The organism is Pseudomonas fjordensis, from assembly GCF_976987115.1.
On sequence record NZ_OZ336860.1, the window covers coordinates 602,901 to 623,205 of the forward strand.

At 60.6% G+C, this 20,305-nt stretch carries 15 protein-coding genes and 2 tRNA genes; 13 read left to right on the forward strand and 4 right to left on the reverse strand.

Annotated elements, in window-relative coordinates:
* The first annotated feature begins 72 nt into the window (after nucleotides 1–72).
* From hflK to ACWHXD_RS02575, 5 genes are all read left to right on the forward strand, one after another.
* On the forward strand, nucleotides 73–1,248 hold the full coding sequence (gene hflK / locus ACWHXD_RS02555) for an FtsH protease activity modulator HflK (RefSeq protein WP_032893838.1): 1,176 nt from the start codon (nucleotides 73–75) through the stop codon (nucleotides 1,246–1,248).
* Nucleotides 1,248–2,114, forward strand: coding sequence for a protease modulator HflC (gene hflC, locus ACWHXD_RS02560; protein ID WP_003188064.1), 867 nt, complete (start codon nucleotides 1,248–1,250; stop codon nucleotides 2,112–2,114). The genes hflK and hflC overlap by 1 nt, the downstream gene beginning before the upstream one ends.
* 293 nt (nucleotides 2,115–2,407) lie before the next feature.
* Nucleotides 2,408–3,595, forward strand: a complete 1,188-nt coding sequence (locus tag ACWHXD_RS02565) for an ATP phosphoribosyltransferase regulatory subunit (protein ID WP_044270992.1) — start codon at nucleotides 2,408–2,410, stop codon at nucleotides 3,593–3,595.
* A 54-nt stretch (nucleotides 3,596–3,649) separates the two neighbouring features.
* Nucleotides 3,650–4,939 (forward strand): adenylosuccinate synthase, encoded by a 1,290-nt coding sequence (locus ACWHXD_RS02570; protein ID WP_003188067.1) that lies wholly within the window; start codon nucleotides 3,650–3,652, stop codon nucleotides 4,937–4,939.
* Between the two features lie 139 nt (nucleotides 4,940–5,078).
* The gene (locus ACWHXD_RS02575) at nucleotides 5,079–7,013 is read left to right on the forward strand and encodes a methyl-accepting chemotaxis protein (protein WP_138763126.1); all 1,935 of its coding nucleotides are present in this window, start codon (nucleotides 5,079–5,081) and stop codon (nucleotides 7,011–7,013) included.
* A gap of 108 nt (nucleotides 7,014–7,121) precedes the next feature.
* On the opposite strand, the gene ACWHXD_RS02580 is transcribed toward ACWHXD_RS02575, so the two are convergent.
* The 4 genes from ACWHXD_RS02580 to ACWHXD_RS02595 all read right to left on the reverse strand — a co-directional run bounded on the left by ACWHXD_RS02580 (nucleotide 7,122) and on the right by ACWHXD_RS02595 (nucleotide 10,172).
* On the reverse strand, nucleotides 7,122–8,675 hold the full coding sequence (locus ACWHXD_RS02580; RefSeq protein ID WP_138763127.1) for an ABC transporter permease: 1,554 nt from the start codon (nucleotides 8,673–8,675) through the stop codon (nucleotides 7,122–7,124).
* Complete coding sequence (locus tag ACWHXD_RS02585) at nucleotides 8,675–9,700, reverse strand: iron ABC transporter substrate-binding protein (protein WP_098949726.1); 1,026 nt, start codon at nucleotides 9,698–9,700, stop codon at nucleotides 8,675–8,677. Before ACWHXD_RS02585 ends, ACWHXD_RS02580 begins: the two co-directional genes overlap by 1 nt.
* 144 nt (nucleotides 9,701–9,844) lie before the next feature.
* Nucleotides 9,845–9,931: transfer RNA gene (locus ACWHXD_RS02590), tRNA-Leu, on the reverse strand.
* Between the two features lie 154 nt (nucleotides 9,932–10,085).
* A tRNA-Leu gene (locus tag ACWHXD_RS02595) sits at nucleotides 10,086–10,172 on the reverse strand.
* A gap of 224 nt (nucleotides 10,173–10,396) precedes the next feature.
* Between ACWHXD_RS02595 and rnr the strand changes: the two genes are divergently transcribed.
* The 8 genes from rnr to ACWHXD_RS02635 all read left to right on the forward strand — a co-directional run bounded on the left by rnr (nucleotide 10,397) and on the right by ACWHXD_RS02635 (nucleotide 20,174).
* Nucleotides 10,397–13,024, forward strand: a complete 2,628-nt coding sequence (rnr, locus tag ACWHXD_RS02600; RefSeq protein ID WP_003188072.1) for a ribonuclease R — start codon at nucleotides 10,397–10,399, stop codon at nucleotides 13,022–13,024.
* Nucleotides 13,021–13,782, forward strand: coding sequence for a 23S rRNA (guanosine(2251)-2'-O)-methyltransferase RlmB (gene rlmB / locus ACWHXD_RS02605; protein WP_003188074.1), 762 nt, complete (start codon nucleotides 13,021–13,023; stop codon nucleotides 13,780–13,782). Before rnr ends, rlmB begins: the two co-directional genes overlap by 4 nt.
* Before the next feature lie 324 nt (nucleotides 13,783–14,106).
* Nucleotides 14,107–14,523 (forward strand): 30S ribosomal protein S6, encoded by a 417-nt coding sequence (gene rpsF, locus ACWHXD_RS02610; RefSeq protein WP_098949725.1) that lies wholly within the window; start codon nucleotides 14,107–14,109, stop codon nucleotides 14,521–14,523.
* A gap of 29 nt (nucleotides 14,524–14,552) precedes the next feature.
* A complete protein-coding gene (rpsR, locus tag ACWHXD_RS02615) occupies nucleotides 14,553–14,783 on the forward strand; it encodes a 30S ribosomal protein S18 (RefSeq protein WP_002551829.1) in 231 nt (76 codons plus the stop codon).
* 36 nt (nucleotides 14,784–14,819) lie between these two features.
* Nucleotides 14,820–15,713, forward strand: coding sequence for a YybS family protein (locus ACWHXD_RS02620; RefSeq protein WP_032893827.1), 894 nt, complete (start codon nucleotides 14,820–14,822; stop codon nucleotides 15,711–15,713).
* A gap of 18 nt (nucleotides 15,714–15,731) precedes the next feature.
* The gene (rplI, locus tag ACWHXD_RS02625; protein ID WP_003171376.1) at nucleotides 15,732–16,178 is read left to right on the forward strand and encodes a 50S ribosomal protein L9; all 447 of its coding nucleotides are present in this window, start codon (nucleotides 15,732–15,734) and stop codon (nucleotides 16,176–16,178) included.
* 110 nt (nucleotides 16,179–16,288) lie between these two features.
* Complete coding sequence (gene dnaB, locus ACWHXD_RS02630; RefSeq protein WP_003188079.1) at nucleotides 16,289–17,686, forward strand: replicative DNA helicase; 1,398 nt, start codon at nucleotides 16,289–16,291, stop codon at nucleotides 17,684–17,686.
* Between the two features lie 184 nt (nucleotides 17,687–17,870).
* Nucleotides 17,871–20,174 (forward strand): YgiQ family radical SAM protein, encoded by a 2,304-nt coding sequence (locus tag ACWHXD_RS02635; protein ID WP_003188080.1) that lies wholly within the window; start codon nucleotides 17,871–17,873, stop codon nucleotides 20,172–20,174.
* The last annotated feature ends 131 nt before the right edge of the window (nucleotides 20,175–20,305 follow it).

Genomic DNA, 20,305 nt, shown 5'->3' on the forward strand with positions numbered 1-20,305 from the left:
CAGTAGCAGGCATTCTGTAGCATTGGTCGGCGCGCCGTGGGTGCGTCTTTGCTTTATCAGATGGAGAGCGCTATGGCTTGGAATGAGCCGGGTGGCAACTCGAATAATCAGGATCCTTGGGGTGGTAAGCGCCGCAATAATGGCGACCGCAAGGGGCCACCGGATCTCGACGAGGCCTTCCGAAAGCTGCAGGAAAGCCTGAATGGGTTGTTCGGTGGTGGGAAAAAACGTGGTGGTGACGACGGCGGTCGCACAAGCAAGGGCGGTGGCTATGGCCTGCTGGGCCTGGGTCTTGTCGTGCTGGCGGCCGTATGGCTCTACAGTGCCGTGTACGTGGTGGACGAGCAGGAGCAAGCCGTGGTGCTGCGCTTCGGCAAGTACTACGAGACTGTAGGCCCGGGCCTGAATATCTATTTCCCGCCGATCGACAAGAAGTACATGGAGAACGTGACGCGTGAGCGTGCGTACACCAAGCAGGGCCAGATGCTGACCGAAGACGAGAACATCGTCGAAGTGCCGCTGACCGTGCAGTACAAGATCAGCAACCTGCAAGACTTCGTGCTGAACGTTGATCAGCCGGAAATCAGCCTGCAACACGCAACCGAAAGTGCCCTGCGCCACGTGGTGGGTTCCACCGCCATGGACCAGGTGCTCACCGAAGGTCGTGAGTTGATGGCCAGCGAAATCAAGGAGCGTCTGCAACGCTTCCTCGACACTTACCGTACCGGTATCACCGTTACCCAGGTGAACGTACAGAGCGCAGCGGCACCGCGTGAAGTGCAGGAAGCCTTTGACGACGTGATCCGTGCCCGTGAAGACGAGCAGCGTTCGCGCAACCAAGCTGAAACCTATGCCAACGGCGTTGTGCCGGAAGCCCGTGGTCAGGCCCAGCGCATCCTTGAAGATGCCAACGGTTACCGCGATGAAGTGGTCTCCCGCGCCAAGGGTGAGGCAGATCGTTTCACCAAGCTGGTCGCCGAGTACCGCAAGGCACCTGAAGTGACCCGCGAGCGTCTGTACCTGGACACCATGCAGGAAGTCTTCAGCAACACCAGCAAGGTTCTCGTGACCGGCAGCAAAGGTGGGCAGAACAACCTGCTGTACCTGCCGCTGGACAAGATGATCGAAGGTGGTCGTAGCGGCACTGGCGCACCGTCCACCGGTTCGAATGCCGCTGCCAACGAAGCGAGCGCCCGTGCGGCCGCTGACTTGCTGCAACAGCAAACACGTACCAGGGAGAGCCGTTGATGAGCAATAAATCGCTGACCGCCCTGATTGTGGGCGTCGTCGTGGTCATCGCTGCCTGGAACTGCTTCTACATCGTCGCTCAGACCGAGCGTGCGGTGCTGCTGCAATTCGGTCGCGTGGTCCAGGCGGATGTCCAGCCGGGCCTGCATGTGAAAGTCCCCTACGTCAACCAGGTGCGCAAGTTCGACGCCCGCCTGATGACCCTGGATGCACCGACACAGCGCTTCCTGACCCTGGAAAAGAAAGCCGTGATGGTTGACGCCTACGCCAAGTGGCGCGTCAAGGATGCCGAGCGCTTCTACACTGCGACTTCCGGCCTCAAGCAGATTGCCGACGAGCGTTTGTCCCGTCGTCTGGAATCGGGCCTGCGTGACCAGTTTGGTAAGCGCACCCTGCACGAGGTGGTATCCGGTGAACGTGATGCGCTGATGGCTGACATCACCCGTTCGCTGAACACCATGGCGGAAAAAGAATTGGGTATTGAAGTGGTCGACGTTCGCGTCAAGGCCATTGACCTGCCCAAGGAAGTGAACCGCAGCGTGTTCGAGCGTATGAGCACCGAGCGTGAGCGTGAAGCGCGTGAGCACCGCGCCAAGGGTAACGAGTTGGCTGAAGGTATCCGTGCCGATGCCGACCGTCAGCGTCGTGTACTGCTGGCAGAAGCCTACCGTGAGTCTGAAGAGGCGCGTGGTGATGGCGATGCTCAAGCTGCGGCGATCTACGCCAAGGCCTACGGCCAGGACCAGGAGTTCTACGCGTTCTACCGTAGCCTGCGCGCCTACCGTGAAAGCTTCGCGAACAAAACCGACGTACTGGTACTGGACCCGAGCAGCGACTTCTTCCGCTACCTGGAAAAGTCCAAGTAACCAGCCCGTGATTCTGTAAGGCGCACTCCGTCGGGCGGCTAAAATGCCTGGCGGGGTGATCCTTTCAGAAAACGGGTGTATGATGCGGCAGCCGGGAAATTCCCGGCTTTTTTGCGTCTGCATGTTTGATTCGGCAGGCGTGACAGGTTTTTCGAGGAAAGTGCCCGACGAGGCCGTTTGCAGGCCGTTCGTCACGTCGCTCTTGCGCGTGGTTTATGCAAGGGGCGGGTATTTTCTGCTTCACTCAAGGCTCGGCCGAGGGCTGGCCGCCCGGATCAAAGGGGAATGGCGTAATGGCAACGGTAGACCGCTGGCTGCTGCCAGATGGCATCGAAGAAGTACTGCCACCAGAAGCTGCGCGCATTGAAGTAGCGCGTCGCCAGGTGTTGGATCTGTTCCAGAGCTGGGGTTACGAGTTTGTCGTGACTCCCCATATCGAGTACCTGGAATCCCTGCTGACCGGCGCGGGCCAGGACCTGGATCTGCGCACCTTCAAGGTCATCGACCCGCAATCGGGCCGGCAAATGGGGTTCCGTGCCGACATAACGCCGCAAGTGGCGCGCATCGATGCGCACACCCTGCGTCGCGAAGGCCCGAGCCGCCTGTGCTATGCCGGCAGCGTACTGCATGCCCAGCCACGCGCTTTGTCGTCTTCCCGTAGCCCGATCCAGTTGGGCGCCGAGTTGTACGGCGATGCCAGCCCAAGCAGCGATGTTGAAGTGATCAGCCTGATGCTGGCCATGCTGCAACTGGCAGATGTGCCGGATGTGCACATGGACCTGGGCCACGTCGGTATCTACCGTGGCCTGGCGCGCGCCGCCGGGTTGTCCGGTGAAGTGGAGCAACAGTTGTTCGATGCCCTGCAGCGCAAGGCGATCGATGAAGTGATCGCCCTCACCGAGGGTGTGCCTGCTGAGCTGGCTGGCATGCTGCGGGCGCTGGTAGACCTGTGCGGCGGTCGTGAAGTGCTGGCGGCTGCGCGTGAGCGCCTGGCCAATGCGCCGGCACCGGTATTGGCGGCACTGGATGATGTGCTGGCGATTGCCGAGCGCTTGTCGGCGCGGTTCCCGGAGCTGCCGCTGTATTTTGATCTGGGTGAATTGCGCGGCTACCACTACCACACCGGTGTGGTGTTCGCGGTGTTCGTTCCGGGTGTTGGCCAGGCCATCGCCCAAGGTGGTCGCTATGACGATATCGGCGCCGACTTCGGTCGTGCGCGTCCGGCCACTGGTTTTTCCACCGATTTGAAAACCCTGGTGACCCTGGGGCGTGCTGAGGTCGAGCTGCCGTCTGGTGGCATCTGGATGCCCGACAGTACGGACGCAGCGCTCTGGCAGCAGGTTTGCCAGTTACGCCGTGAGGGTCAGCGTGTAGTCCAGGCCTTGCCTGGGCAGCCATTGGCCGCCGCCCGTGAAGCGGACTGCGACCGGCAATTGATTCAGCAGAACGGGCTTTGGCAAGTATCGCCACTGGCTTCTTGAGTTTTCCTGCCGGCCATCGCCGGCACCAAGTTTGCGCGAATGAGGACAAGTGTTATGGGTAAGAATGTCGTAGTCCTGGGCACCCAATGGGGTGATGAGGGCAAAGGCAAGATCGTTGATCTGCTGACCGAACATGCTGCCGCCGTAGTGCGCTACCAAGGTGGCCACAACGCTGGCCACACCCTGGTCATCGATGGCGAAAAAACCGTCTTGCACCTGATCCCGTCGGGTGTCCTGCGCGAAGGCGTGCAGTGCCTGATCGGCAACGGCGTGGTGGTCGCACCTGACGCCCTGCTGCGCGAGATCACCAAGCTGGAAGAGAAAGGCGTACCGGTGCGCGAGCGCCTGCGTATCAGCCCGTCCTGCCCGCTGATCCTGTCCTTCCACGTTGCGCTGGACCAGGCCCGTGAAAAGGCGCGTGGCGAGCTGAAGATCGGCACCACCGGTCGCGGCATCGGCCCGGCCTACGAAGACAAGGTTGCACGTCGTGGCCTGCGTGTGGGCGACCTGCTCAACATGCCGCGCTTTGAAGACAAACTGCGTGAACTGGTGGATTACCACAACTTCATGCTGGTCGGTTACTACAAAGAGCCCGCCATCGAGTTTGAAAAGACCCTGGCCGAGTGCAAGGAATACGCTGAGCTGCTCAAGCCGCTGATGCTGGACGTGACGGCCGAGCTGCACGACCTGCGTCGCGCTGGCAAAGACATCATGTTCGAAGGCGCCCAGGGTTCGTTGCTGGACATCGACCACGGTACCTACCCGTACGTGACCAGCTCCAACACCACCGCTGGCGGCGTTGCCACCGGTTCTGGCGTTGGCCCGATGTTCCTGGACTACATCCTGGGTATCACCAAGGCCTACACCACTCGCGTAGGTTCGGGCCCGTTCCCGACTGAACTGTTCGACGACGTCGGTGCGCACCTGGCCAAGCAAGGTCACGAATTCGGCGCCACCACTGGCCGTGCTCGTCGTTGCGGCTGGTTCGATGCCGTTATCCTGCGTCGCGCTATCGATGTGAACAGCATCTCGGGCATCTGCCTGACCAAGCTGGACGTACTCGACGGTCTGGAAACCATCAACATCTGCACCGGCTACAAAGATGCTGAAGGTAACGACGTTGCCCCGACCGACGCTGACAGCTACGTGGGCCTGCAGCCTGTGTACGAAGAAGTGCCGGGCTGGACTGAATCGACCGTGGGCGCCAAGACCCTGGAAGAGCTGCCAGCCAACGCTCGTGCCTACATCAAGCGCGTCGAAGCGCTGATTGGCGCACCGATCGACATTATTTCGACGGGCCCGGACCGCAACGAGACCATCGTTCTGCGTCACCCGTTCGCGTAATAAGCTGTTGATGTAACAGGCAAAGGGCTCCTTCGGGAGCCCTTTGTCGTTTCTGCCTGGCAAGCGGCACGACCCTTGCTGTGTTTCCCTCTTTCGAGGTGCTATCAAATTAGTGGCACCCGTGGTGGAGGGATTTCCAGTGTCTGCCGTTCTCTCGTTGTTACAAAGCCGTCTGTTGCGGCCGGTGTTCGTTACCCTTGGTATCGCTCTTTTGGTGCAAGTGCTGGTGGCCGTCGCGCTGACGCGGAGCACGGTGACGGCGCTGGAGGCCGATTTGGGCAATCGCCTGGGCATTGATAGCCAGAAGTTGTCTGGCGAGCTGGCCCAGGCTGGCAAGGAAGTCACGTCGAGTTTGGACAGCCTGTCTGCCAGCACGCGCCAGCGTCTGACAGCCGGGCTTTCCACGCGCTTGCAGGAAGAGCAAAAGCAGTTGCGTGCGACGTTGGAAAAAGACCTGCAGGACTCCGCCAATGACATGGCGCAACTGCTAGCGTCGGTCGCGCCCCGTGCCATGTGGGACAGCGATGTTCCCACGCTGTCGGAGTTCGCCCGCCGGGCCCAGCGCAACCCCAATGTGCTGTTCGTGGTGTACGACGACGCCGCAGGCGAGCACCTGACCCGATACCTGAACCGCGAAAACCTGATCAACCAGGCCCTGCTGGCAAAGGGCGCGGGGGAGCGTGCCTTGGATAAGGTGCTGGACGCGGCCAAGACAGACCCGTCCGTGTATTACGTCGAAGCCTCCATCAGCCCCAACGGTGTGGAAATCGGCAAAGTGCGCATGGGTGTGTCGACCGCAGCGGTTGAGGCCGACCTGCAAGCCTTGGATAAGCGCTTTGCCGCGCTGATCGCCAGCGGTGACCAACTGGTGGGTGACAGCCTCAAGGGCGCCGCAGCTGACAGCGCCAGCGCCATGGGCGCCCGGCTGCAATCGGCGCAAGCCACTGCCACGCAAATGACGGCCAATACCGCCAGCGCCGTGCAAGACGCGGCGGGCACCCTGCGCTGGCGCATCGGCATGGGCCTGGCACTGGTGGGGCTTGGCGTATTGCTGTTGATCGCTATCGTGCTGGGCCGGCGCGTGGTCAATCGCCTGAAGCTGCTGATTGCCGCGATGGATGACCTGGCGGCCGGCGAGGGCGACCTCACCAAGCGCGTGCAGATCAACAGCAAGGACGAAATCGGCGATATGGCCTCGGCGGTCAATCGCTTTGTGGATAAGTTGCAGCCCATCGTGCGCGAGGCTGGCGACGTGGCCCAGCGTACCGGCGTGGAAATCGGCGCCATGACGTTGCGCAATGCCGGCGCCGATGCGGCGGCGGGCTTGCAGCGTGATGAAGTGGCCGAGAGTCTGCGCGCCTTGTCGCAAATGGCCGACGAGGCCCAGGCCGAAAGCCACGCCATGCAGGCGGCCTTGCAGCAGGTGGTGGATATTCGCCAGGCCACGGATGAAAACTCACGGACCTCGGCCGAAGTCGGCAGCTTGATCGAGGCGTTGGCGGGGCAGGTGCAGGCCGGCTCCCAGGTGATCGAACGGCTGGCGCAGCAAAGCGAACAGATTGAAGTGGTGTTGACCGTGATCCACGGCATCGCCGAGCAAACCAACCTGCTTGCCCTCAACGCGGCCATCGAAGCGGCGCGGGCTGGCGAGACTGGGCGCGGCTTTGCGGTGGTGGCTGACGAAGTGCGTGCGCTGGCCAGCAAGACTCAAAGCTCCACGGGCGATATCCAGGCGCATATCGTCGCGTTGCAGCAGGGCGCGCGTGAGGCGGTGGAAACCATCGGCAAGGCCGGACGTCAGGCCAATGAGGGGCTGCTGGTGCTGCGCGACAGCGTGCGCTTGCAGCAGACGGTACAGGCTTCGGTGGAGCAGGTGCATGCTGCCATCGGCCTGGCGACGCGTGCGGCTGAGCATCAGGCTCAGGGCGCGCATGCGGTGCGTGGGCGCGTGGAGGTGATCCATGCCCAGGCCGAGCGTGCGGCGCAGGCGGTGGTGGAGACGACGGCCAGTGGCAAGGTGCTGGATGGGTTGGCAGCGCAGTTGAAGGCGAGTTTGGGGCAGTTCAGGGCTTGAGGTTGCCTGGACTGGCCTCATCGCAGGCAAGCCAGCTCCCACATTCAACTGCATTCCAAAGTTGGAGCGCGGTCAACTGTGGGAGCTGGCTTGCCTGCGATAGCTGTTTCAGCGGCTCAAATACATCCGCGTCGTAAGCAGATACACCGGCAACCCCGACACCAGAATCAACAACGCTGCATACGGCGCCGCCGCTGCAAATTCCACATTCGAGGTATGCGCCCAGACGGCCGTCGCCAAGGTATTCAACCCGGTCGGGCTCAGCAGCAGCGTGGCCGTCAGTTCCTTCATCGCATCCAGGAACACCAACGCAAACGCCGCACCCAATGCCGGGAATATGATCGGCAGGGTGACTCTGCAAAACGCACTGAACGACGATGCGCCTAATGTGCGCGCAGCCTCTTCCAGTTGTGGAGCCGCCTTGTTCAGCGCTGTACGAATCGGCGCCTGTGCCAACGGCAAAAACAGCAGCGCATAAGCAATCAGCAACAACGCCGAGGTTTGGTACAGCGCCGGCACGTAATGCAGGGCGAAATACACCAGGGTCAACGCAATCACTAGGCCGGGCAGGGCATGCAGTAAGTACGGCAAACGTTCGGCCCAGATCGCCAGTTGCCCTTTGTAGCGCACCACCAGCAACCCCACCGGCACGGCCAGTACCAGGCACAGTGCGGCGCCGCCCAGCGAGAGCGCCAGGGATGACAGCAGTGCCTCACCGATCTCGGCCATCGGAAACGCTGCCGACGAACCGACTGCCAACCAATACCCGAGCATCCCCAGCGGAATGCCGCTGCCAATGATCGCCAGCGCCAGGCAATACACCTGGCCCAATGGCGCCCACTGGCCCAGTCGAACCTGCTCGGCGTGTCGCGCCGCGCCCTGGCCGATGCGCACGTGCCGGCCTTTGCCGCGTACGCGCAGCTCCAGCCACAGCAGCGTCAGGCACATCAGCAGCAGCACTGCCGAGAGCATCGCCGCATTGGCATTGCTGAATTCCAGTTCGAACTGCTGATAGATCGCAGTGGTGAAGGTCTGCAAGCCGATGATCGACAGCGCGCCGAATTCAACCAGCATGTGCAGTGCGATCAATAGTGAGCCAGCCAGCAGCGATGGCCACAGCAGTGGGAGTGTGATGCGAAAGAACACACCCCAGCGGTTGAGCCCCAGCGTGCGGGCCGATTCTTCCAGGGAAGGGTCAAGATTGCGCAGCGTTGCCGCCACCGGCAGAAACACCAGCGGGTATTTGGACAGGCTCATCACCAGGATCGCGCCGCCGAGCCCCTCGAACTGGGCACTCAGCGACACCCAGGTAAAACTGCTGACAAACGCCGGCACCGCAAACGGCAGACAAAGAATCACGCCCCAGAGGCGCCGACCTGGCAGGTTGCTGCGTTCCAGCAGCCAGGCCAGGCACAGGCCGATCACGCCGCAGCTCAGAGTCACGCCGACCATCAGCGCCAGGGTGTTGCGCAGCAGCCCGAACACATAAGGCCGCCACAGGAGATGCACCGCCTCCGTCCAGCCCGCCTGCCAGGTTTTGAGCCCGACATAGACGAGCGGCAACAGGCTCAGGCCAACCAGCAACAGCACGGGCAGTAGCAGCCAGATCGACGGACGTTTGCGACGGGGGGTGAACCCCGCGACGGAAAGCGATGGGTTCATCAGTTCAGGCCAACGTCACGTTCCAGTTCCAGGGCTTCTTCGGCGTTGCCCAGGTCTGCGGGGGTGACTTTCGGCGGCTGCAACTCGCTAAATGGCTTGAGGCCCCGGTTCGATTCCATGCCCTTGCGCAGCGGGTACTCGGCCGAGGTGTTGGTGATCACGCGCTGGCCTTCTTCGCTGGCCATGAATGCCAACAATTGCTGAGCTTCTTTGGGATGTTTGCTGGATTTGAGTGCGGCAGCGGAGGACACGGTGATCAGGCCGCCGGCATCGCCATCGGTGAAGTAATGCAGCTGGGAATCCAGATTGGTTTTTTCCTTTTTCAGGGCAAACCAGTAGTAGTTATTCACCAGCACGGTGGCCACTTCGCCGTTTTCTACGGCCTTGAGGGCTACCATATTGTTGCTGTACACCTTGCCGAAGGCGCGCAGGCCGGTCAGCCATTCTTCGGCGGCTTCGCGACCGTGCAGCTTGATGATCGCCACGGCTTGTTCCTGGAACGCGCCGCTGGTGGGCACGAAGCCGACCTTGCCTTGCCACTCGGGGTCAGCGAAATCCAACACCGATTTGGGCAAGTCTTTTTCAGCAACCAGTTTCGGGTTGAAGGCCACGACGCGGGTGCGTGCGGTCACGCCCATCCAATCGCCGTTTTTGCCCACGTAATCCTTGGGTAGAACATCGAGGGTGCTGGCATCGATTTTTGCCAACAGGCCTTGCTCGCCGAGTTTATTCAGGGGCGGTGATTCTTCGGTGTAGATGACGTCGGCAGGGGAGCGCTCACCTTCTTCGACGACCTGGCTGGCCAGCTGGTTGCTGCTGCCTTTGCGCACGTTGACGTGGATGCCGGTCTTGGCTTCGAAGGCCTTGGCGAGTTCATCGCCGACTTCTTTGTGTTGGCCGTTGTATAAGGTCAGGGAGACCTTGTCGGCAGAATGGGCGGCGGGCGAGAGCAGGGTCAGGCTGAGTAGGGTGAGGGTCAGGCCGCGCAGAAGGGATGTCTTGAGTCGGTTGTCACGGATCATCATCCGAAGTGTTCCTCGCTTATATGCAACAAATCATTGCAAGGATAAACGATAAATCTTCTCAAGTGCGGATGAGGGGGAAATCACTGGGGAAGTTTTCAAACCCCGGAAACGAAAAAACCCGCTTTCGCGGGTTTGATCTGAATTTGGTGCCCAGGAGAAGACTCGAACTTCCACGACCTTGCGATCACCAGCACCTGAAGCTGGCGTGTCTACCAATTTCACCACCTGGGCATTATCTAACAACGTTGCCGCTGTTGATGGGGCGAACTATACGGCGGGGCTTTTGATCTGTAAACCCCTGATTCGAAAAATATAAATCAATTTTTCCGTTAAAAATCAAAGGCCTGAAACGAAAAAACCCGCTTTCGCGGGTTTGATCTGAATTTGGTGCCCAGGAGAAGACTCGAACTTCCACGACCTTGCGATCACCAGCACCTGAAGCTGGCGTGTCTACCAATTTCACCACCTGGGCAGCATCAACAACGTTGCCGTCGTCGATGGCGCGCACTATACGGAGCGATATTTGAGCTGTAAACCCCTGCCATGAAAAAAGCCTGGAAAATTTCGCCAGTGGTCGTGCAAGGTGCGCGCCGGGGGTCGCAAAGAGCTTTTAAACGCTTGTTGATACCTGAAATTTCCCGTTTCAATACGCGTATGCCAAACTAACCCGCATATAGACAAGGTGAAAACTCTCTAATGGCCGATTGGCAGTCCCTCGATCCCGAGGCCGCTCGTGAAGCGGAAAAATATGAAAACCCTATTCCTAGCCGCGAACTGATCCTGGCGCACCTCGCCGATCGTGGTTCGCCTGCTAGCCGCGAGCAGTTGGTTGAAGAATTCGGTCTGACCACCGAAGACCAGCTCGAAGCCCTGCGCCGCCGTCTGCGTGCGATGGAGCGCGATGCTCAATTGATCTACACCCGTCGTGGCACTTACGCGCCGGTCGACAAGCTGGACCTGATCCTGGGTCGCATTGCCGGCCACCGTGATGGCTTCGGCTTCCTGATCCCGGACGACGGCAGCGACGACCTGTTCATGAGCCCTGCGCAAATGCGCCTGGTGTTCGATGGCGACCGTGCCCTGGCGCGGGTTTCTGGCCTGGACCGCCGCGGCCGCCGCGAAGGCGTGATCGTCGAAGTGGTGTCCCGTGCCCACGAGTCCATCGTCGGCCGTTACTTCGAAGAAGGCGGCATCGGCTTCGTTGTGCCGGATAACCCGAAGGTGCAGCAGGAAGTGCTGATTACCCCGGGCCGCAATGGCGCAGCCAAGGTCGGCCAGTTCGTCGAGGTGAAAATCACCCACTGGCCAACGGCGCGCTTCCAGCCCCAGGGCGATATCGTTGAAGTGGTCGGCAACTACATGGCGCCGGGCATGGAAATCGATGTTGCCTTGCGCACCTACGATATTCCTCACGTCTGGCCTGAGGCTGTGCTCAAAGAAGCCGCCAAGCTCAAGCCGGAAGTCGAAGAGAAAGACAAAGAAAAACGCATCGACCTGCGCCATCTGCCGTTCGTCACCATTGACGGCGAAGATGCACGCGACTTCGACGATGCGGTGTACTGCGAAGCCAAGCCAGGCAAGCTGCGCTTGTTCTCCGGCGGTTGGAAGTTGTACGTGGCGATTGCCGACGTCTCCAGCTACGTGAAGATCGGTTCGGCCCTGGATAACGAAGCCCAGGTGCGCGGCAACTCCGTGTATTTCCCTGAGCGCGTGATCCCGATGCTGCCTGAGCAGCTGTCCAACGGCCTGTGCTCCCTGAACCCGAAAGTCGACCGTTTGGCCATGGTGTGCGAGATGACCATCTCCAAAACCGGCGAAATGACCGACTACCAATTCTACGAAGCGGTGATCCACTCCCAGGCGCGCCTGACCTACAACAAGGTCAGCACCATCCTGGAAACACCGAAGACCAGCGAAGCCAAGGCCCTGCGTACCGAATACGCTGGCGTGGTACCGCACCTCAAGCAGCTTTACTCGCTGTACAAGGTGTTGCTGGGCGCTCGCCATACCCGTGGCGCGATCGATTTTGAAACCCAGGAAACCCGGATTGTCTTCGGCTCCGAGCGCAAGATTGCGGCGATCACCCCGACCACTCGCAACGACGCGCACAAGCTGATCGAGGAATGCATGCTGGCGGCCAACGTGGCCACTGCCGAGTTCCTCAAGAAGCACGAAATTCCTGCGTTGTACCGTGTGCACGACGGCCCGCCGCCGGAGCGCCTGGAAAAACTGCGTGCTTTCCTCGGCGAACTCGGCCTGTCCCTGCACAAAGGCAAGGACGGCCCGACGCCGAAGGATTACCAGGCCCTGCTGGCCAGCATCAAAGACCGTCCGGATTACCACGTGATCCAGACCGTGATGCTGCGCTCGCTGAGCCAGGCGGTGTACAGCGCCGATAACCAGGGCCACTTCGGCCTGAATTACGAGGCGTACACCCACTTCACTTCGCCGATTCGTCGTTACCCGGACTTGCTCACGCACCGGGCGATCCGCAGCGTGATCCATTCCAAGCAGAACACCCCGCACGTCAAGCGCGCCGGTGCCATGACCATTCCGAAGGCACGGATCTACCCGTACGACGAAGCGGCCCTGGAACAGCTGGGCGAGCAGTGCTCCATGAGCGAGCGCCGCGCTGACGAAGCCACCCGCGACGTGGTGAACTGGCTCAAATGCGAGTTCATGAAGGATCGCGTGGGCGAGTCGTTCCCGGGTGTGATCACCGCCGTGACCGGTTTTGGCCTGTTCGTCGAGCTGACCGACATCTACGTCGAGGGCCTGGTGCACGTCACCGCATTGCCGGGTGACTACTACCACTTCGATCCTGTGCATCACCGCTTGGCGGGCGAGCGCACCGGTCGCAGCTTCCGCCTGGGCGATACCGTTGAAGTGCAGGTCATGCGTGTCGACCTCGACGAGCGCAAGATCGACTTCGGCATGCCTGACAAACCAGCTGAGCCTGCGGGTCGCAAAAAGCGTGGTGAAACCACAGCGCCTGCGTCCAAAGGCAAAACGGCCGCGGCGAAAACCACGGCTGAGCCTGCACCTGCCAAGGCCGGTCGTCGCTCTTCCGCCAAGGACAAGGCCCCTGAAGCCTACCGCCCAAGCGACGCCGCGGCGAAAAACGCCGAGCTGCGCAAGAGCCGCGAGTTGAAGCAGCAGTTGCTCAACGAAGCCAAAAGCGGTGGTAAAGCGGCGTCTGGGGGAAAGTCCCAAGGGGCGGAAAAACCGTCGAGCAAGCCAAGTAAACACCGTAAAGGCCCGCCAAAAGCGGGTTCGGCTCCCGCAAAAAGCGGCGGGTCGCGCAAACCTAAGGCCAAGTCATGAGTCTGGAAAAAATCTACGGCGTGCACGCCGTAGAAGCACTGCTGCGTCACCACCCCAAGCGCGTCAAGCAGGTGTGGTTGGCCGAAGGTCGCAGCGAGCCGCGCGTACAGGCGCTGGTCGAGTTGGCTACGCAAAACAAGGTTGCCATCGGCCAGGCCGAACGTCGTGAAATGGACGTGTGGGTCGAAGGCGTTCACCAGGGCGTGGTGGCCGACGTCAGCCCGAGCCAGGTGTGGGGCGAGGCGATGCTCGACGAGCTGCTCGACCGTACCGAAGGCGCGCCGTTGCTCTTGGTGCTGGACGGCGTGACCGACCCGCACAACCTCGGCGCCTGCCTGCGCTCGGCGGATGCTGCCGGTGCGCTGGCCGTGATCGTGCCCAAGGACAAGTCCGCGACCCTGACGCCGGTGGTGCGCAAGGTCGCCTGCGGCGCGGCGGAAGTGATTCCGCTGGTGGCCGTGACCAACCTGGCGCGCACCCTGGAGAAGCTCCAGCAACGCGGCCTGTGGGTCGTGGGCACGGCGGGGGAGGCCGAGGTCAGCATCTATGACCAGGACCTCACCGGCCCGACCATCCTGATCATGGGCGCCGAAGGCAAAGGCATGCGCCGTCTGACCCGTGAGCATTGCGATTACCTGGTACACCTGCCGATGGCCGGTAGCGTCAGCAGCCTGAACGTATCGGTGGCGACGGGTGTTTGCCTGTTCGAGGCCCAGCGTCAGCGTGGTGCCAAGGCTAAGGCCAAGCCCAAGAAGTAATTGCAGTGTGGGGCATGCCTCAATCCTAATGTAGGAGCGAGCTTGCTCGCGAAAAACGTCAACGATAACGCGGGTTTCCTGAATGAGCGCGGTGTCTGTGATTTTTTCGCGAGCAAGCTCGCTCCTACATTTGTTTTTGTGGTGCTTGGGGTTGTTCAAATAATCACCAATTACCTTGCGCCGCTTCTCCCCCTTCTCTACAATTGCGCCCCTTGCCTTCCTGGCAGGCACCGATGTGCCTCCCCTGCGGCAAGATCCATAAGTGTCATTCACTCCTTGTCTGACCGTTTTTGAGCGGCAGGCTACAACCCGTAAGGAGCATTCATGCGTCATTACGAAATCATCTTTTTGGTCCACCCGGATCAAAGCGAGCAAGTCGGCGGCATGGTTGAGCGTTACACCAAGCTGATCGAAGAAGACGGCGGCAAAATCCACCGTCTGGAAGATTGGGGCCGTCGTCAACTGGCCTACGCAATCAACAATGTTCACAAGGCTCACTACGTGATGCTGAACGTTGAGTGCACTGGCAAGGCCCTGGCCGAGCTGGAAGACAACTTCCGCTACAACGATGCAGTGATCCGTAACCTGGTCATCCGTCGCGAAGAAGCCGTTACCGGCCAATCCGAGATGCTCAAGGCTGAAGAAAACCGCAGTGAGCGCCGTGAGCGTCGCGATCGTCCTGAAGAAGGTGCTGATGATAGCGCTGATGACAGTGACAGCAGCGATAACGCTGACGAGTAATCCACGGACCTTATTAAGGAGCCTATCAAATGGCACGTTTCTTCCGTCGTCGTAAATTTTGCCGCTTCACCGCTGAAGACGTGAAAGAGATCGATTACAAAGATCTCAACACTCTGAAAGCCTACGTATCCGAGACCGGCAAAATCGTTCCAAGCCGTATCACCGGTACCAAAGCACGTTATCAGCGTCAGCTGGCCACCGCTATCAAGCGCGCCCGCTTCCTGGCCCTGCTGGCCTACACCGACAGCCACGGCCGCTGAGACCGGGCAGTCGACAAGTAGTAAGGGATTGAATGCATGCGCGCCTTAGCTGAGTTCATCATGCGCGGTCGCGTGCAGGCCACTCTGGTAGTGGCTGGATGTGCGGCATTGCCGTTGCTTTATTGGTTGGGTGCTGCCGCAGGTTGCCTTGTGCTGCTGCGGCGCGGTTTGAAGGACGCCCTTGGCGTTCTTGCCCTGGGTTTGTTGCCGGCCTTGATCTGGTGGCTGCAAATGGGTGATCCACGGGTACTTCTGGTACTGCTGGGGTCATCGAGCCTTGCGTTGGTTTTGCGCGCAAGTGAGTCCTGGGTCCGCACGCTGCTGGTCAGCGTGGCATTGGGGTTGGTGTACTCAGTGATGCTTGGCGCGGCTTTCCGCCCGCAAATCGAGGCGCTGGCGCAGGAGATCGTCAAGATCCTGCCGTTGGCCCTCGGGGATCTCTACCAGCAGTTGTCGGTAGATGAGCGAGCGCGGTTTGCGTCACTGATTGCTCCGGTCCTGACCGGCCTGATTGCGGCTTTGTTGCAGGTCGTCAGCGTGCTGAGCCTGATTCTTGGGCGTTATTGGCAGGCGTTGTTGTACAACCCGGGTGGTTTTGGTCGCGAGTTTCGCAGCATCAGAATCCCAGCGGGGCCGGCGATGTTGCTGCTGGCGTGCATGGTTGTCGGGCCGAACTTCGGCCCACAGATGGCCTTGCTGGCGCCGATTTGCAGCGTACCGCTGGTGTTTGCCGGGCTGGCCCTGATTCATGGGCTTGCTGCGCAAAAGCGACTGGCCAAGTTTTGGCTGGTGGGGTTGTACGTCACGCTGGTGCTGTTCATGCAGCTGATCTATCCGTTACTCGTGGTCTTGGCCATTGTTGACAGCCTGATTGATTTTCGCGGTCGTCTGGCGTCGAAAGACGCCGATAACGCGAACGGTGAAGGTTAAAAGTTAGAGGATTTTCACATGCAACTGATCCTTCTGGAAAAAGTCGCCAACCTGGGCAACCTGGGCGACAAAGTGAACGTTAAGGCCGGCTACGGTCGTAACTACCTGCTGCCATACGGCAAAGCCACCGCTGCAACCGCTGCCAACCTGGCTGCGTTTGAAGAGCGTCGTGCTGAGCTGGAAAAAGCCGCAGCAGACAAAAAAGCGTCGGCCGAAACTCGCGCTGCCCAACTGGCTGAGCTGGAAGTGACTATCACTGCCACCGCTGGTGACGAAGGCAAGCTGTTCGGTTCGATCGGCACCCACGACATCGCTGATGCACTGACCGCCTCCGGCGTTGAAGTGCAGAAGAGCGAAGTTCGTCTGCCGAACGGCACCATCCGCAACGTAGGCGAATTCGACGTAGCCGTGCACCTGCACGCCGAAGTTGAAGCCACCGTACGCGTTGTCGTGGTAGCAGCTTAAGTCGCACCTAACTGACTGGCACCTCGCGTGTCAGCCGGTTAACATCGGGCACGATCCTGTTTACAGGTCGTGCCTTTTGTTTTTCTACACACCCCAAATTCCAAGTGGCCATGAACGAAATCTCCGCTCCTGAGCAATACGATCTGCAAACCGCTGCCCTGAAGGTGCCGCCGCATTCCATCGAGGCCGAACAGGCCGTGCTCGGTGGTTTGATGCTGGACAACAACGCCTGGGAACGCGTGCTGGATCAAGTCTCGGACGGTGATTTCTATCGCCATGACCACCGCCTGATCTTCCGCGCCATCGCCAAGCTGGCCGACCAGAACTCACCGATCGACGTGGTCACCCTGGCCGAGCAGCTGGACAAGGAAGGCCAGACCTCCCAAGTGGGCGGCCTGGGCTACCTCGGTGAGCTGGCGAAAAACACGCCGTCCGTCGCCAACATCAAGGCCTATGCCCAGATCGTCCGCGAGCGGGCCACGCTGCGCCAGTTGATCGGCATCAGCACCGAAATCGCCGACAGCGCCTTCAACCCCGAAGGCCGCACTGCCGCCGAGATCCTTGACGAAGCCGAGCGCCAGATCTTCCAGATCGCCGAAGCCCGCCCGAAAACCGGCGGGCCGGTCAGCGTCAACGACCTGCTGACCAAGGCCATCGACCGCATCGACACCTTGTTCAACACCGATGCCGCGATTACCGGTATTTCCACCGGTTACACCGACCTCGACGAAAAGACCAGCGGCCTGCAGCCGTCCGACTTGATCATCGTCGCCGGCCGTCCGTCCATGGGTAAGACCACCTTCGCGATGAACCTGGTGGAAAACGCCGTGTTGCGCAGCGACAAGGCGGTGCTGGTGTACTCCCTCGAGATGCCAGGCGAATCGCTGATCATGCGTATGCTTTCCTCCCTGGGCCGTATCGACCAGACCAAGGTGCGTTCCGGTCAGTTGGAAGACGACGACTGGCCGCGCCTGACCTCGGCGGTCAACCTGCTCAACGACCGTAAGCTGTTCATCGATGACACCGCGGGTATCAGCCCGTCCGAAATGCGCGCACGTACCCGCCGCCTGGTGCGTGAGCATGGCGATATCGCCCTGATCATGATCGACTACCTGCAGTTGATGCAGATTCCCGGTTCCAGCGGCGATAACCGTACGAACGAGATTTCTGAAATCTCCCGTTCCCTGAAGGCGCTGGCCAAGGAATTCAACTGCCCGGTGGTGGCGCTGTCCCAGCTCAACCGTTCCTTGGAACAACGTCCCAACAAGCGTCCGGTGAACTCCGACTTGCGGGAATCCGGAGCGATCGAGCAGGACGCCGACGTGATCATGTTCGTGTACCGCGACGAGGTGTACCACCCCGAGACGGAACACAAAGGCATTGCCGAAATCATCATCGGCAAGCAGCGGAACGGCCCGATCGGGTTTATCCGGCTGGCGTTCATCGGCAAGTACACGCGTTTCGAGAATCTGGCGCCGGGTAGCTACAACTTCGACGACGACGAGTAGTTTCAAGCACCTGTAAGGGCCTCATCGCAGGCAAGCCAGCTCCCACCTTTGGAATGCATTCCCCTGTGGGAGCTGGCTTGCCTGCGATGAGGCCACCACAATTCCGACTACTGCCGTCGGAATTGGTCAAATTTTGTGCTATATTCCGCGCCCGCGATTTTTCATCTTCACACCGGTCACCGTCATGCAAACAGCCAAGCCGTTATTTGACTATCCCAAGTACTGGGCCGAATGTTTCGGTCCTGCGCCATTCCTGCCGATGAGCAGGGAGGAGATGGATCAGCTTGGCTGGGATTCGTGCGACATCATCATCGTCACCGGTGATGCCTATGTTGACCACCCCTCGTTCGGCATGGCGATCATCGGCCGGCTGCTGGAGTCTCAGGGCTTTCGCGTCGGGATCATCGCGCAACCGAACTGGCAGTCCAAAGACGACTTCATGAAGCTCGGCGAGCCGAACCTGTTTTTCGGCGTCGCGGCCGGCAACATGGACTCGATGATCAACCGCTACACCGCCGACAAGAAAATCCGCTCCGACGACGCCTACACCCCCGGCGGCATGGCTGGCAAACGCCCAGACCGTGCGAGCCTGGTGTACAGCCAGCGTTGCAAGGAAGCCTACAAGAACGTGCCGATCGTACTCGGCGGCATCGAAGCTTCCCTGCGCCGCATCGCCCACTACGACTACTGGCAAGACCGCGTGCGCAACTCGATCCTGATCGACGCCACCGCCGATATCCTGCTGTACGGCAACGCCGAGCGGGCCATCGTCGAGGTTGCCCAGCGCCTGTCGTGGGGCCACAAGATCGAAGACATCACCGATGTGCGTGGCACCGCGTTCATCCGCCGCGATACCCCAGCCGGTTGGTACGAAGTGGATTCCACGCGCATCGACCGTCCGGGCAAGATCGACAAGATCATCAACCCGTACGTGAATACCCAGGACACCCAGGCCTGCGCCATTGAGCAAGAAAAAGGCCCGGTGGACGATCCGGAAGAAGCCAAGGTTGTGCAGATCCTGGCCAGCCCGCGCATGACCCGTGACAAAACCGTGATCCGCCTGCCGTCGGTGGAAAAAGTCCGCGGCGACGCGGTGCTCTATGCCCACGCCAACCGCGTGTTGCACCTGGAAACCAACCCAGGCAACGCCCGCGCCCTGGTGCAGAAGCACGGTGAAGTGGACGTGTGGTTCAACCCGCCGCCCATTCCCATGACCACCGAAGAAATGGACTACGTGTTCGGCATGCCCTACGCCCGCGTACCGCACCCGGCGTATGGCAAGGAGAAGATCCCGGCCTACGACATGATCCGTTTCTCGGTGAACATCATGCGTGGCTGCTTCGGCGGCTGCACCTTCTGCTCGATCACCGAGCACGAAGGCCGCATCATCCAGAACCGGTCCGAAGAGTCGATCATTCGCGAAATCGAAGAGATCCGCGACAAAGTGCCGGGCTTCACCGGCGTGATCTCCGACCTCGGCGGCCCGACCGCCAACATGTACCGCATCGCCTGCAAGAGCCCGGAGATCGAATCCGCGTGCCGCAAGCCATCGTGCGTGTTCCCTGGCATCTGCCCGAACCTGAACACCGACCACTCGTCGTTGATCCAGCTGTACCGCAGTGCCCGTGCGTTGCCGGGTGTGAAGAAGATCCTGATCGCTTCTGGCCTGCGCTACGACCTGGCCGTCGAGTCGCCGGAATACGTCAAAGAGCTGGTCACCCACCACGTCGGTGGCTACCTCAAGATCGCCCCGGAACATACCGAGGAAGGTCCGCTCAACCAGATGATGAAGCCGGGCATTGGCAGCTATGACAAGTTCAAGCGCATGTTCGAGAAGTACACCAAGGAAGCGGGCAAGGAGCAGTACCTGATCCCGTACTTCATCGCCGCGCACCCTGGCACCACCGATGAAGACATGATGAACCTGGCCCTGTGGCTCAAGGGCAATGGCTTCCGTGCCGACCAGGTGCAGGCGTTCTACCCGTCGCCGATGGCCACCGCCACCGCGATGTACCACTCGGGCAAGAACCCGCTGCGCAAGGTCACCTACAAGAGCGACGCGGTAACCATCGTCAAGAGCGAGGAGCAGCGCCGCCTGCACAAGGCGTTCCTGCGTTACCACGACCCGAAGGGCTGGCCGATGCTGCGTGAAGCATTGACCCGCATGGGCCGTGCCGACCTGATCGGGTCGGGCAAGGACCAGTTGATCCCGCTGCACCAGCCTTCCACCGACAGCTACCAGAGTGCCCGGCGCAAGAACTCGACGCCGGCGGGCAGCCATAAGGTCGCCAAGGAAACCACCACCAAGATCCTCACCCAGCACACCGGCCTGCCGCCTCGTGGCAGCGACGGCAGCAACCCGTGGGACAAACGCGAGCAAGCCAAGGCTGCGGCCCAGGCGCGCAACAAGCAGGCGGCCAAAGAGCGCAGTGATGCGGCCAAGGGCAAGGGCGGCAAGCCTACGCGCAAGCCGGTAGTGCCGCGTTGATCGACGCCTGAAATGCAAAACGCCAGCCTCGTGCTGGCGTTTTGCTTTCTGGTCGGTGCTGAGTCTGTTTGGTAAGGTGGCGCCCATTAGATTGCTATCGCAGGCAAGCCAGCTCCCACACTTGGAATGCA